The sequence below is a fragment of the Kribbella sp. NBC_00359 genome, from assembly GCF_036097425.1.
Classification (GTDB): domain Bacteria; phylum Actinomycetota; class Actinomycetes; order Propionibacteriales; family Kribbellaceae; genus Kribbella.
On sequence record NZ_CP107975.1, the window covers coordinates 8,705,954 to 8,719,108 of the forward strand.

17 protein-coding genes are annotated in these 13,155 nt (G+C 69.2%); 4 read left to right on the forward strand and 13 right to left on the reverse strand.

What is annotated here, in order from left to right; translation table 11 throughout:
* The first annotated feature begins 22 nt into the window (after positions 1-22).
* On the forward strand, positions 23-1,012 hold the full coding sequence (locus OG876_RS41965; RefSeq protein WP_328522312.1) for a GNAT family N-acetyltransferase: 990 nt from the start codon (positions 23-25) through the stop codon (positions 1,010-1,012).
* A gap of 20 nt (positions 1,013-1,032) precedes the next feature.
* On the opposite strand, the gene OG876_RS41970 is transcribed toward OG876_RS41965, so the two are convergent.
* Genes OG876_RS41970 through OG876_RS41995 form a run of 6 tightly spaced genes read right to left on the reverse strand, consistent with a single transcriptional unit; the run spans position 1,033 to position 5,751 of the window.
* A complete protein-coding gene (locus OG876_RS41970; protein ID WP_328522313.1) occupies positions 1,033-1,710 on the reverse strand; it encodes a GNAT family N-acetyltransferase in 678 nt (225 codons plus the stop codon).
* A gap of 25 nt (positions 1,711-1,735) precedes the next feature.
* Complete coding sequence (gene era / locus OG876_RS41975) at positions 1,736-2,665, reverse strand: GTPase Era (protein WP_328522314.1); 930 nt, start codon at positions 2,663-2,665, stop codon at positions 1,736-1,738.
* Complete coding sequence (locus OG876_RS41980; protein WP_328522315.1) at positions 2,649-2,981, reverse strand: cytidine deaminase; 333 nt, start codon at positions 2,979-2,981, stop codon at positions 2,649-2,651. Before OG876_RS41980 ends, era begins: the two co-directional genes overlap by 17 nt.
* A 23-nt stretch (positions 2,982-3,004) precedes the next feature.
* Complete coding sequence (locus OG876_RS41985; RefSeq protein WP_328522316.1) at positions 3,005-4,309, reverse strand: hemolysin family protein; 1,305 nt, start codon at positions 4,307-4,309, stop codon at positions 3,005-3,007.
* Between the two features lie 44 nt (positions 4,310-4,353).
* Positions 4,354-4,827 (reverse strand): rRNA maturation RNase YbeY, encoded by a 474-nt coding sequence (gene ybeY, locus OG876_RS41990; protein ID WP_328522317.1) that lies wholly within the window; start codon positions 4,825-4,827, stop codon positions 4,354-4,356.
* Positions 4,828-4,836: 9 nt separating this feature from the next.
* Positions 4,837-5,751: a PhoH family protein gene (locus tag OG876_RS41995; protein WP_328527023.1), complete on the reverse strand. Its 915-nt coding sequence runs from the start codon at positions 5,749-5,751 to the stop codon at positions 4,837-4,839.
* On the opposite strand from OG876_RS41995, the gene OG876_RS42000 reads away from it, so the two are divergent.
* From OG876_RS42000 to OG876_RS42010, 3 genes are all read left to right on the forward strand, one after another.
* Positions 5,750-5,878, forward strand: coding sequence for a hypothetical protein (locus tag OG876_RS42000; protein ID WP_328522318.1), 129 nt, complete (start codon positions 5,750-5,752; stop codon positions 5,876-5,878). The two genes, OG876_RS41995 and OG876_RS42000, sit on opposite strands and share 2 nt — an antisense overlap.
* A gap of 188 nt (positions 5,879-6,066) precedes the next feature.
* Positions 6,067-6,576 carry a SigE family RNA polymerase sigma factor gene (locus OG876_RS42005; protein ID WP_328522319.1) on the forward strand — a complete coding sequence of 170 codons (510 nt, stop codon included), beginning with the start codon at positions 6,067-6,069 and terminating at the stop codon, positions 6,574-6,576.
* Positions 6,573-7,727 carry a Gmad2 immunoglobulin-like domain-containing protein gene (locus OG876_RS42010; protein ID WP_328522320.1) on the forward strand — a complete coding sequence of 385 codons (1,155 nt, stop codon included), beginning with the start codon at positions 6,573-6,575 and terminating at the stop codon, positions 7,725-7,727. Before OG876_RS42005 ends, OG876_RS42010 begins: the two co-directional genes overlap by 4 nt.
* Positions 7,728-7,988: 261 nt before the next feature.
* Here OG876_RS42010 and OG876_RS42015 read toward each other — a convergent pair whose 3' ends face one another.
* The 7 genes from OG876_RS42015 to dnaJ all read right to left on the reverse strand — a co-directional run bounded on the left by OG876_RS42015 (position 7,989) and on the right by dnaJ (position 13,128).
* Positions 7,989-9,416 (reverse strand): sensor histidine kinase, encoded by a 1,428-nt coding sequence (locus OG876_RS42015; protein ID WP_328522321.1) that lies wholly within the window; start codon positions 9,414-9,416, stop codon positions 7,989-7,991.
* On the reverse strand, positions 9,416-10,156 hold the full coding sequence (locus OG876_RS42020) for a response regulator transcription factor (RefSeq protein WP_328522322.1): 741 nt from the start codon (positions 10,154-10,156) through the stop codon (positions 9,416-9,418). Before OG876_RS42020 ends, OG876_RS42015 begins: the two co-directional genes overlap by 1 nt.
* Positions 10,125-10,346 carry a hypothetical protein gene (locus tag OG876_RS42025; protein WP_328522323.1) on the reverse strand — a complete coding sequence of 74 codons (222 nt, stop codon included), beginning with the start codon at positions 10,344-10,346 and terminating at the stop codon, positions 10,125-10,127. Before OG876_RS42025 ends, OG876_RS42020 begins: the two co-directional genes overlap by 32 nt.
* Positions 10,346-10,762: a hypothetical protein gene (locus tag OG876_RS42030; protein WP_328522324.1), complete on the reverse strand. Its 417-nt coding sequence runs from the start codon at positions 10,760-10,762 to the stop codon at positions 10,346-10,348. Before OG876_RS42030 ends, OG876_RS42025 begins: the two co-directional genes overlap by 1 nt.
* A 94-nt stretch (positions 10,763-10,856) precedes the next feature.
* Positions 10,857-11,186, reverse strand: a complete 330-nt coding sequence (locus OG876_RS42035) for an ArsR/SmtB family transcription factor (protein ID WP_328522325.1) — start codon at positions 11,184-11,186, stop codon at positions 10,857-10,859.
* Between the two features lie 82 nt (positions 11,187-11,268).
* Entirely contained in the window at positions 11,269-11,985 is a 717-nt protein-coding gene (locus tag OG876_RS42040; protein ID WP_328522326.1) for a 16S rRNA (uracil(1498)-N(3))-methyltransferase, read from the reverse strand.
* Entirely contained in the window at positions 11,986-13,128 is a 1,143-nt protein-coding gene (dnaJ, locus tag OG876_RS42045; protein WP_328522327.1) for a molecular chaperone DnaJ, read from the reverse strand.
* Positions 13,129-13,155: the final 27 nt, after the last annotated feature.

Genomic DNA, 13,155 nt, shown 5'->3' on the forward strand with positions numbered 1-13,155 from the left:
CTCGCTGTTGGACGCTGAGGGCGTGGAGATCACGAGACTGTCACCCGACGACGAGGCCGGGTGTGTGGAAGCCGTAGCCCTGCTGACCGCAGCGGCGAAGCTGGACTGCCCGGAGTGGTTGCTGCCGACACCGCGCAGCTACGCCGCCCATTTGAAGTACGGCTGGGACGGCGACCCAAGCCAGGCCTATCTGGCCCGCGACGACGACGGCGTGACCGTCGGACTCCTCGGCCTGCACACCCCGACGTACGACAACACCCATCTCGCGTGGCTCGAGGTCCAGGTGCATCCGGACCACCGCGGGCGCGGGATCGGCTCGGAGCTGGTCGCGTACGGCGAGCGATTGGCCCGCGAACAGGGCCGGACCTCCATCGGCACGGACAACTGGGACCTGCCGAAGGCGAACGCGTTCTCACTGCGGCACGGGTTCGAGCAGAAGGCGATCGAGGTCAACCGGCGGCAGGACATCGCCGGCCTCGACTGGTCCGTCGTACAGCGCCTGTACGACGAGGCGGTTCAGGCATCGACAGCGTACGAGCTGCTGCGGGTGGTCGGGCCGGTGCCCGAGGAACTGCTGGACGGCATGGTCGCACTGACCGAGTCGATCAACGATGCGCCGAAGGACGACCTGGACATCGAGGACGACGTGTTCACGCCGGAGCGGCTGCGCGCGTACGAAGCTGCTCAGGTCGCCCACGACCGGACCATCTATCGGGTGATCGCGCGGGAGCGTTCGACCGGCGAGCCGGCCGGGCACTCGGTCGTCGCGGTCGAGCAGGAACGTCCGCACATCGCCGAGCAGCACGACACCGCCGTCGACCGCAACCACCGCGGCCACCGCCTCGGCGCCCTGGTCAAGTGCGACATGCTGCTGTGGCTGCGCGAGCAGGAGCCCGCCGTCACCCAGCTCGACACCTGGAACGCCGAGTCCAACGCCCACATGATCGCCATCAACGAACAACTCAACTACCACATCGTCGCCCGAGCCATCGCCTACCAGAAGCCGCTCTGACGGTCTGACCCACGCGTGGGCTACACCGGCTCGACGATGGTTACCTTCATTTGGTTGGTGAGGGTGAAGCCGAGGGTGTTGTAGAGGCGGATGGCGGGCGTGTTGGTGCCGCCGGTGTGGAGGAATGCGCGCTTGCCGGTTGAGGTGATGTGGGCGGCTACGGCTCGGATCAGGCGGGTGGCCAGGCCCTGGCCCTGGTACGACGGGTGGGTGCAGACGGCGCTGATCTCGGTGTGGCCGGGGAGGTTGAAGCGGGTGCCGGCCATCGCGATCAGCTCGTCGTTGCGACGGATGCCGAGGTAGGTGCCGAGCTCGATCGTGCGGGAGCGGAAGGGGCCGGGGTCGGTCAGCGTGACCAGGGCGAGCATTTCGGGTACGTCGTCGGGACCGAGGACGACCGTCTCGGGGTCCTCGGCGGCCAGCGACTCGGGGGCGACGAACTGGACGAGGTCGAACTGGCGGTCCAACTTGAAGGTCTCGGGCACCGGCAATTCGGGGCGCATCAGAGCCGCCGTGGTGCCGGGGCCGAGGAGGGTGGCGGCGTCGGCCCAGTCCCGGTCGGTCGGGTTGTCGGGCAGGCCGAGGAACGGCGCGACCGCGGTCGGGTAGCGCCGGGCGTCGCCGCGGGTTTCGGCGAAGGTGGCGTGCGGGCCGGTCAGGGCGGCGTACACAGGGTTCAGCAGGGCGTCGGCCGGCATCGGTGGTCTCTTCCAGGAGTGAGTGTCAGAACCCCAGTTTGCGAAGATGCTTGGCGTCTGTCTGCCAGTTCTTGGCGATCTTCACGTGCAGGTCGAGGTAGACCGGCGTACCCAGCAATGCCTCGATCTGGCGGCGGGCGGAGGCGCCGACCTCGCGCAGGCGGGCGCCCTTGTGGCCGATCACGATGCCCTTCTGGCTGTCCCGCTCGAGGTAGATGTTCGCGTACACGTCGAGCAGCGGCTTGTCCTCGGGCCGGTCCTCGCGCAGGCCCATCTCTTCGATGGTGACCGCGATCGAGTGCGGCAACTCGTCCCGGACGCCCTCGAGCGCGGCCTCGCGGATCAGCTCCGCGACCAGCGTCTCCTCGGGCTCGTCGGTGATGTCGCCGTCCGGGTAGAGCGGGAAGCCCTCCGGCAGCAGCTTGATGAGCTCGTCGGTGACGACGTCGACCTGGTAGCCCGACGTGGCGGAGACCGGGATGATCGAGGCCCACTCGATCCCGGCCGACTCCCCCAGCGTGGCGATCTCGGCCAGGTGCTCGAGCATCCGGTCCGGCTCGACCAGGTCCGCCTTGGTGGCCAGCGCGACCTTCGGGGTCTTCGCGACCTTCGCCGCCTCGCTGACCAGGAACCGGTCGCCGGGGCCGATCTTGTCGCTGGCCGGCAGGCAGACTGCGATCACGTCGACCTCGGCCCAGGTGGTCTTCACCAGGTCGTTCAACCGCTCACCCAACAGGGTCCGCGGTTTGTGCAGGCCGGGTGTGTCGACCAGGATCAGCTGCGCGTCCGGCCGATGCACGATCCCCCGTACGGCGTGCCGCGTGGTCTGCGGCTTCGACGACGTGATGACGATCTTCTGGCCGACCAACGCGTTGGTCAGCGTGGACTTGCCGGCGTTGGGTCGTCCGACGAAGCAGGCGAAGCCTGACTTGAAGGGCTCAGGTGTGGACGACATCGCGGACCTCTCCGGTGCCTTGGGCAAGTACTACGGGAACGGCGGCACCGGCGAAGTGGCGTACGACGCCGACGTCGACGGACTCCGAGTCGGTGACCACCGCGGCGGCCTCCAGGCCTTTCACGCCGGACGCCAGCGCCATCGCGACCGCCAGCTGCAGGGCGGTCAGGTCGACGGTGTCGAGTGCCACCGTGCAGGCGGCGTACGTCCGGCCGTCGGAGTCGCGGACTGCGGCTCCTTCAGCGGCCCGGGTACGTGCCCGGGCGGCGCGGGCGAGCGTCACGAGTTTGGCGTCCTCGGCCGAGAGGTCTGACAAGAAAGCTCCAAAAGCAGAAGTGGTTACGCGTGCTGGTGGTTCTGGTCCTGCGGGGTGGCGGCGGACTGCCCCCGCCGTACCAGCACAGTACCGACCTGGTTGCGGCGGCCGGACGGCCGCTCCGCCGTCAGCGACAGGCCCGCGATCTCCACCTCGGCGCCGGGGATCGGCACCTTGCCGAGCAGCTTCGCCATCAGGCCGCCGACCGTGTCGACGTCGTCGTCGTCCAGCGGTACGCCGAACAGCTCACCCAGCTCGTCGATCGGGAGCCGGCTGGACACCCGGTACGCGCCGTCGGACAGCTCCTGGACCGAGTCCGGGTCCTCGTCGTACTCGTCGGTGATCTCGCCGACGATCTCCTCCAGGATGTCCTCGATCGTCACGAGTCCCGCCGTACCGCCGTACTCGTCGACGACGATCGCGAGGTGCATCCGGGCCGCCTGCATCTCACGCAGCAGCTCGTCGACCGGCTTGGAGTCCGGCACGTACATGCACGGCCGCATCACCGACTCGACCCGCTCGGTCGACTCGGCCGAGGAGTTGTCGTACACCCGGCGCATGACGTCCTTGAGGTAGGCGACGCCGAGGATGTCGTCGAGGGACTCGCCGATCACGGGGATCCGCGAGTACCCGGAGCGCAGCGCCAGCGAGGTGAGCTGGCGGAGCTTCTTGTGCCGCTCGATGTAGACCATGTCGGTCCGTGGCACCATCACCTCGCGGACGATGGTGTCGCCGAGCTCGAACACCGAGTGGATCATCTGCCGCTCGCCGGACTCGATCACCGCGGACTTCTCGGCGTAGTCGACCAGCGCACGCAGCTCGGCCTCGGTCGCGAACGGGCCCTCGGCGAACCCCTTGCCCGGGGTCAGCGCGTTGCCGATCATGATCAGCACCTTGGGCAGCGGGCCGAGCACCTTGGTCAGCGCCATCACCGGACCGGCCGAGATGATCGCGAACCGGTCCGAGTGCTGCCGGCCCAGCGTCCGCGGCGCGACGCCGATGATCACGTACGAGACCAGGACCATCACCACCGCGGTGATCAGGATGTGTTCCCAGGTGACCTCGAACACTCCGGACAGGGCCTGGGTCACGAGCACGATCGCGGTGATCTCGCAGCTCAGGCGGAGCAGCAGCAGCGAGTTCAGGTACCGGGGCGCGTCCGAGAGCAGGTCGCGGAGCCGGACCGCGCGCAGGTTGCCCAGCTCGACCTGCTCGTTCGCCCGGACCTTGGAGTACGACGACAGTGCGGCCTCGGCGCCGGCGAACAGACCGGCCAGCAGGACGAGCACCGCGGCCACAACCAGCAGAACGAGGTCGTGGGAGCTCAACGGAACGTCACTCCTGTCCTAGGGGTGTCTGACAGTGGCAACCATCAGACACCCTCCAACCGGTTTCCGGGAGCTCGCCATGCTTCCAGAAGGCGGCCCTGGACGTCCCACATCTCCGCCTTCTCGGCGGGTTCCGCGTGGTCGTAGCCGAGCAGGTGCAGGATGCCGTGCACGGTCAGGAGCTCCAGCTCGGCCCATGTGCCGTGGCCGGCCTTCGCCCCTTGCGCGGCCGCGACGGTCGGGCAGAGCGCGATGTCACCGAGATGCCCAAGCGGCGGGTCGGCGTCGTCCTCGGCACCGGGCCGCAGCTCGTCCATCGGCCACGACATCACGTCGGTCGGACCCGGCAGGTCCAGGAACTCGACGTGATACCGCGCCATCGTGTCCTCGTCGACCAGCTTGATCGACAGCTCACATTCGGGGTGCAGGCGCAGCGACGACATCACGAACCGGCTGAGCCGCATCAGTCCGTGTGCGTCGATCTCCACGCCGGACTCGTTGTTGACCTCGACGTTCATCGGTTCGGCTCAGCGCTGCCCTTCGAAGTTCTCGTACGCCGAGACGATCCGGCCGACCAGCTTGTGCCGGACCACGTCGTGCGAGGTCAGCCGGCAGAAGGTCAGGTCCTGGACGCCCTCGAGGATCTCCTGCACGACGCGCAGACCGGAGTTGGTGCCGGTCGGCAGGTCGACCTGGGTGACGTCGCCGGTGACGACCATCTTGGAGCCGAAACCGAGCCGGGTGAGGAACATCTTCATCTGCTCCGGCGAGGTGTTCTGCGCCTCGTCCAGGATGATGAAGGCGTCGTTCAGGGTCCGGCCGCGCATGTAGGCCAGCGGCGCGATCTCGATCGTGCCCGCCGTCATCAGCCGCGGGATCGACTCCGGGTCGAGCATGTCGTGCAGAGCGTCGTACAGCGGCCGCAGGTACGGGTCGATCTTCTCCGACAGCGTGCCGGGCAGGAACCCGAGCCGCTCACCGGCCTCGACGGCCGGCCGGGTCAGGATGATCCGGGTGACCTCCTTGGCCTGCAGCGCCTGGACCGCCTTGGCGACGGCCAGATAGGTCTTGCCGGTGCCGGCCGGGCCGATGCCGAACACGATCGTGTTCTTGTCGATCGCGTCGACGTACCGCTTCTGGTTCAGCGTCTTGGGCCGGATCGTGCGGCCGCGGCTGGACAGGATGTTCTGGGTCAGGACATCGGCCGGGCTCTCGACCGTGGCGGCCTTGATCATCGCGATGCTGCGCTCGACCGAGTCGGCGGTCAGCCCGTGCCCGGTCCGGATCACCGCGATCAGCTCGTCGATCAGCCGCTCGGCCAGGGCCAGCTCGGCCGGCTCGCCGTTCAGCGTGATCTCGTTGCCGCGGACCATGATGTCGGCGGCGAACTCCTTCTCGACGATGCGGAGGAACTCGTCCCGGGCTCCGAGCAGGGCCACCATGTCGATGCTGTTCGGCACGATGATCTTGTGTGACGCCTGCGTGCTGTCGGCGGCGCGGTTCGCGCGCGCCTCCGGTTCGATACTGCGTGGCCTGGACAGCCTGTTCCTCCTGATGCCGGTGAAGTAGTCACCCCATGCTAGCCGTCCGCACCGACACCCTCACTTGTTATTCACCCGGACACGCTCGGTGAGCACGCCGTACGCCTCGGGCCCATGACCCGCCGCGGCCAAACGGCACACACATGTTGTCAACCTGAGAGGTCATCGCCGCGTCTTCGTGTCGTGGCTCAACCGGCCGTGGTGTACGAAGAGTGCGTGACACATGAGTCCTCGTGGGATGCCGACGAGGCGCTGACGGCTGTCTATACCGCGCACTACACGTCGCTGGTTCGCCTCGGCGCCTTGCTGCTGCGCGACACCGGCTCGGCCGAGGAGATCGTGCAGGACGCGTTCGTCGCGATGCACGGCCGCTGGCACCGGCTGCGCGACCCCCACAAGGCGCTCGCGTACCTGCGCACCGCGGTGGTGAACCGCTGCCGCTCCCGCCAGCGTCACCTGGTGGTCGTCGATAAGCACACCCCGCGCACGCTCCCCGACGAGCCGAGCGCGGAGCAGGCGGTACTGCGAACCGCCGAGACCGACCGGGTCATCGAGGCGATGCGCACCCTGCCGGAGAAGCAGCGCACCGTGATGGTGCTGCGGTACTACGGTGAGCTCTCGGAGGCGGAGATCGCCGACACGATGGGCATCAGCCGGGGATCCGTGAAGAGCCATGCCGCGCGGGCGACCAAATCGCTCCGCCAGGTCCTGGAGCAGAGCGTATGAACGACCACCAGAACGAGCCGTTCGACGAACTGATGCGGCGGGCCCTCTCCGAGGAGGCGGACCGGATCGAACCGGCCGACGCCCTGCCGGAGATCCGCGCCCGCGCACATGCTCAGCGCCGGCCCGCGGCCCGGCGGCCCTGGCTGCTGACCGTCGGCGCGGCGGCGGTCGGCACCGCCGCGGCCATCGGCGCCTTCGCCGTCTTCAACGGCAACCAGAACTCCGCGAACGACGGCGACGCGGTCGCCGGCCCTGGCACGACCACGACCGCCACCGGAGTCCCGTCTGTAAAGTCCCCGGCCACCACGGCCGCGCCATCCGCCTTGCCGACCGCCGCCACCCTCCCACCGAGCACAGGCCCCGCGCCGACCGTCGTCCGCACAGAGCGCGGCAAGCCGGAGCAGGCCGTCAAGAGCGCGCTCGTACCGGTCTACTGGCTCGGCAACAGGACCGGGACCCAGGCCGGTGCCGACCCGACGCCGACCGTGAAGGCAAAAGCCGTCAAGCTGTACCGCACCTGGGCGAAGGTCAGCGGCCGGCCGGCCGAGCAGGCGGTCCGGATCATGACGTCGAAGGGGCCGTCCGACCCCGACTACTACACGGTCTGGCGCGGCGCCGAGGTCAACGCCGTCACCCGCACGGACGGCGTCGTGACGGTCGACTTCAAGGAGCTCCCGGCGGCGTCGCTCGACCCTGACGTCGCGGACGTGGCCGCGCAGCAGCTGATCTACACCGTCCAAGGCGCCCTCCACACCAGCACCGAGCCGGTTCAGATCACCCGCCAAGGCCGCGCCGGCGCCATGCTCTTCGGCCAGATCGACACCAGTACGCCGCTAGGTCGCGCCCAAGCCGCTGACGTCCAGGCACTCGTGTGGATCGACTCCCCGGCCGACGGCGAGACCACCGCCAGCCCCGTCACCATCCAAGGCACCGCAAACGCCTTCGAGGCGACCGTCAACTACCAGGTCACGAACCTGAAGACCCGCAAGACGTCGAAGAGCGTTGTCAACACCAAGGAAGGCCAGAAGTTCTCACCCTTCCTCATCGAACTGAAACTCACCCCCGGCCCCTACCAGATCGACGCCTACCTCATCTCCGCCGCCGACGGCACCATCTCCGACTCCGACTCCAAGTCGATCATCGTCAAGTAGTAGTCGGTCGGTGAAGGCCGTCGACCACCGTCAGGTAGCCGGTTGGTGAACGTCGTCGACCACCGTCAGGTACTCGGTTGGTGGAGGTTGTCGAACCACCGTCAGGTGGTTGGGTGGAGGTTCCCCAGCAGGCGGCGGGGCTGCTCGGTTCATCGGTCGGCATGAGACACGGTTCTTCCGCCGATGACGTCGACCGGTGTCGCCGGTTGGCGGCGCCGCCGGAGGCGGCTGAAAGAACTGTCGCCGCCGAAGGCGGTGTCCTTAGCCACCGGTGTGCTTGGCGTCAGTTGGTATGTGGATGGTGAAGGCGGCGCCGCGTTCGGGGGCGGGGGCGGCGGTTAGGGTGCCGCCGAGTCTGGTGATGAGGCCGTGGGCCAGGGCCAGGCCGATGCCGGAGCCTACTGGGCGGCGGCCGCGGTATTTCTGGTTGAGTACGCCGCGTTCGAAGGCGACGGCGTAGTCCTCAGGGGCAAGTCCGGGGCCTCCGTCGCGGACTTGGATCGCCACCACACCTGGACCAGGCTGGGTGAGTGACATCGTGAGCTGGGCGCCGGGCGGGGTGACGCGGAGGGCGTTCTCGGCCAGGCCGTCGAGGACCTGGCGGATTCGGCGGGGGTCAGTGGTGGCTACAGCCGGCATGGGCGGCAGGTCGAGGCGGAAGTGCACACCTTGGCGCTCGCAGCGCACCCGCCAGACCTCGGCGCACGCGCTCAGCGTTTCGCGCAGATCCACCTGGGCGAGATCGAGCTGGAACTGGTCGGCCCCGATCCGCGCCAGGTCCAGCAGATCGCTGACCAGCCGCTCGAGCCGTTGCGACTCCTGCTGGATCACCTGCCCAGCGTGCCGCGGATCCGTCGCCACTCCATCGGCAAGCGATTCAGCGAACCCATGGACAGCGGTCAGCGGTGTCCTGAGCTCATGCGAGACCGAGAGCAGGAACTCCCGCTGCCGCTCCTCGCTGTGCTGCAAGGCAATCGACAGCTCATTGACCGCCTGCGCCACTTCAGCGACCTCAGCCGGTCCCTCAACCGGCGCACGCAGATCCCGTCGCCCCTGACGCATTGCCGCCGCGACATCCGCCGTACGACGTAATGGCCGGCCGAGCAATCGACCGAGGAGGGCACCAGCGAGCGCCGCCACCAGCAGACCGGCGCCGAGCGCGAACAGGATGTTGCGGATCAGGATCCGCTGGGTATCCGCCGCCAGCCGCACAGGCTCGACCAGCGCGAAGCCGGAACTCTCGCCGATGCCGCGCGCTTCGACCAGATAGTCCGTGCCGTCGACGCTCACCGTGGCCGAGATCCGTTGCGTACTCCCGATGTCGTTCAGCCCCGCCGTGGTCGCGGCTTGGATGGACCGCTGGTCCGTCGGCTGGATCCGGCTCCGGGGCAGCAGAATCACCACGACGATCCCCTGCCCGCGCACCACCTGGGCAACCCGCCCGAGCCCCACCGTTCGCGACCCCGCACCCCGCTCGTCCACCTGACTGGCGATCACATCAGCTTGCGCGGACAGCGAGTCCTGCAACACGTTCTGAGCCGACCGCCGGGCCAGCCCCGCCATCACCACGCCCGCCACGAGCACGGCGATCCCGGCCACCGCCACGCAAGCGACCACGATCCGGGTCGCCAGTGATCCTCGCCCGACCTCGTCTCCTGCGGAGCGGAGATCGTGCGGCACGGACGCCATCAGTCGAGATCCGCGGCGTACCCGACGCCGCGGACGGTGCGGATGGGACTGGACGATCCGAGCTTGGCCCGGAGCTGAGCGATGTGTACGTCGACCGTCCGCGTCCCGGCCGACGCCTGGTATCCCCACACCGAGCTCAGCAACTCATCCCGCTCGAACACCCGCCCTGGCCGCCGGAACAGCTGCGCGAGCAGATCGAACTCGGTCGAGGTCAGACTCACCTCGGCGTCACCGGCCCACGCCCGCCGCCGACTCACATCCACCCGCACCGCCCCCACCGACAGCACGTCCCCGGCAGGTAACGTGCCGGCCGATCGCCGCAGTACGGTCCGCACCCGCGCGGCCAGTTCGCGCGGACTGAACGGCTTGGTGATGTAGTCGTCGGCGCCGAGCTCGAGGCCGAGCAGCCGGTCGACCTCGTCGTCGCGCGCGGTGACGAACAGGACCGGAGTCCAGTCCCCCGCCGCGCGCATCGTGCGGCAGATGTCCGTGCCGTCGCGCCCCGGCAACCCGATGTCGAGGATCACTGCGACGGGGTGCAGTCGGCGCCAAGCGGCCAGCGCGGCCTCGCCGTCGGACTCGACCTGTACGCCGAACCCGTCACGCCGCAGGTACAGCGCGATCACCTCGGCGATCGCCGCCTCGTCCTCCACGACCAGGACCAGCCCGCGAGCGGCTGCGGTCATCATCTGCTCCTGGAGTGCCTGCTCAGGGTGAGCCGTCTGCTGCCAGCTCGCCATCGATCGCGTCCAGGGTAGACCCGATCCCCGCCAACTCCTGCTCCGGCGACCCCACCTGCTGAGTGGCCGTCGGAGCAGGAGCGGGCTGTCCGGTTCCCTGCTGCCCGAACTGCTCGGCGGAGTTCCCACACGACGACAGTCCGATCACCATCGCCGCCGTACCCGCGAGCACGACCAGTATTTTGCGCATCACTTCGCGACCTGGCAGTGCTGGGACTTGAAGGTCTCGAGCTTCGTCTTCATCGTGCCGAGCTGGGTGAGCCGCTCGGACCGGCGATCGGCCCGCTTCTGGAGCTGGGCGGCGATCTTCTCGTGCCCCTTGGCCTTCTGCTTCTCGGCGCGCGCCTTCAGCCACGCGACCGAACCCTTCACGTCCGCGCCGCCGCTGATCCGCTTCGCCAGCTTGTCGCGGCGCTCGATCAGCTTCGGCAGCTTCTCGGCGCACAGCCGCTGCGACTCCTCCGGGCTGAGCGTGACCTGCTTGTACGTCGGAGTCGGCGTCGGACTCGGATCGGCCGACGCGACCGTCGTACTTCCGACCAGACCGCCCACCAGTAGGACGGCCGACGTACCCACCGCCACCGTGCCGCGCACAGACCTGCGCATCTCTGCACTCCTCGTTCTCGGTCAACCTGACAAGAACGACTCTCCCCGAACCCCGTTCGAGGACCATCGGCGCAATGTTCGGGCTCTGTAAGGATCAGTCCGCGCGGTCGATGGTCGCGGCGAGCAGGCCTGGGAAGGCCCGGTCGAATTCCGGGCGCCGGAGGCGGTTGAGGCGGCGGGTGCCCTCGTCGCGTTGCTCGATCAGGCCGGCGGCGCGCAGTACGGCGAAGTGGTGGCTGCGGGTCCCCTTCGTCACGGGCAGGTCGAAGGTGCCGCAGGCGCGGGTCCAGTCGTCGTGCCCGGCCAGGTCACGCAGGATCGACCGGCGGACCGGGTCGGCGAGCGCGTCGAGCGCCGCCTGCAACGGCACCTCGGCCGGGTCGGCGTGGCTGAGCGAGCGCGTTCGGGCGGAGTCCACAGCCATAAGAGCTCGATCCTCGTCGCACAGTAATGTTCGGTTGCTGTCTAACAGTCTAGGTCGTCTCTGGCCTGCGGACCGCGCGCGGTCAGGTCCAGCGCGAGCGCGCGAGGAGCGCGGCAGCCGCGGCGACCCCGGCCGTCGAGGTACGCAAGACGGTGTCGCCGAGCCGGACCGGCTCGACCCCGAAGGCGGTCAGCTCGTCCGGGGCAATGCCACCCTCGGGGCCGATCACGATCACGACGTCGCCGTCATCAGGTACGTCGAGGGCAGCGAGCGGGACTGTGGCTTCCTCGTGCAGCACGACGGGCAAAGCGGCGTCGGCGAGCAACTGCGCGACCTCGGCGGTGGAGGCGATCGGCGCGACCTCGGCGAACCACGACCGCCGCGACTGCTTGCTCGCCTCGAATGCCCACGCCTGCCACTTCGCGAGCGTCTTGGCGATCCGCTCCGGGTTGGCGCGGAACTGACTCCGCTCCGCGTTCCACGGCACGATCACATCGGCGCCCACCTCGGTGAGCATCTCCACCGCAAGCTCGGCCCGCTCCCCCTTGGGCACCGCCTGCACCACAACCACCCGCGGCCGCGCCGCTGGCACACTTCCGCGCTCATCCACGGCCACGGTCACACCAGCCTTGCCCGCAGCAACCACCGGCCCCTCGGCCCAGGCCCCGCGCCCATCGGTCAGCCGAACCCGCTCACCGGGCCCGATCCGCCGAACCACAGCCGCATGCCGGCCTTCGGTTCCCTCCAGGGTCAGCTCGTCGCCGTCCAGCCTCTCGGCGAAGAAGACCGCGACTCCCATCTAGTGGGCGCCGAAGGCGTCGCGGAGGCGGCCGAAGACGCCTTTGTGGGTGGCTTGGACGTGGCCTTGCGGGCGCTCCTCGCCACGGGACTCGGCGAGTTGCCGGAGCAGGTCGGCCTGGGAGTCGTCGAGCTTGGTCGGGGTCTCGACGATCACCTGGACGATCAGGTCGCCGCGCCCCGCGTGCCGCAGCCGCGGGACACCGCGGGCCGTGAGCGTCTGCGCGGTGCCGGACTGCGTGCCCGGCCGGATCTCCAGCGGGGTCGTCTCGCCTTCGAGGGTCGGCAGGTCGATCGTGGTGCCGAGCGCCGCCGCCGTCATCGGCAGCGTGACGGTGCAGTGCAGGTCGTCGCCGTTGCGGGTGAAGATGTCGTGCGGTTCGACCTCGATCTCGACGTACAGGTCGCCGGCCGGGCCACCACCGGGGCCGACCTCGCCCTGGCCGGACAGCTGCACCCGGGTGCCGCTGTCGACGCCGCCGGGGATCTTCACGGTGACGGTACGGCGGGACCGGACGCGACCGTCGCCGGAGCATTCGACGCACGGATTCGGGATGGTTGTGCCGTAGCCGCGGCAGTTCGGGCAGGGCCGCATGGTCCGCACCTCACCGAGGAACGACCGCTGCGTGTGGGTGACCTCGCCCCGGCCGTGGCAGATCTCGCAGGTGACCGGCTCGGACCCGGCCGCCGCGCCGGACCCCGAACAGGTCGGGCACAGGACGGCGGTGTCGACCTTGAGCTCCCGGGTCGTCCCGAACGCCGCCTCGGCGAGGTCGATCCGCAGCGGGATCAGCGCGTCCTGGCCACGCCGGGTCCGCGGCCGCGGCCCGCGGGTCGCCCCGCCGGTCTGGCCGAAGAAGGCGTCCATGATGTCGGTGAAGGTGAAGGCCTGACCGAACCCACCGGCCCCGCCGCCCGCGCCGGCGGTCGCGAACGGATCACCACCGAGATCGTGCATCTGCCGCTTCTGCGGGTCGCTCAGCACCTGGAACGCGCGGCCGATCTCCTGGAACTTGTGGTGCGCGTCCTCGGAGTCGTTCACGTCCGGGTGGTACTGGCGCGCCAGCTTGCGGTACGCCTTCTTGATCTCGTCCGCTGAGGCGTCACGGCTGACGCCCAGGACGGCGTAGTAATCGGTGCTCATACTCCAGACCAGGGGTTGATAGCGATA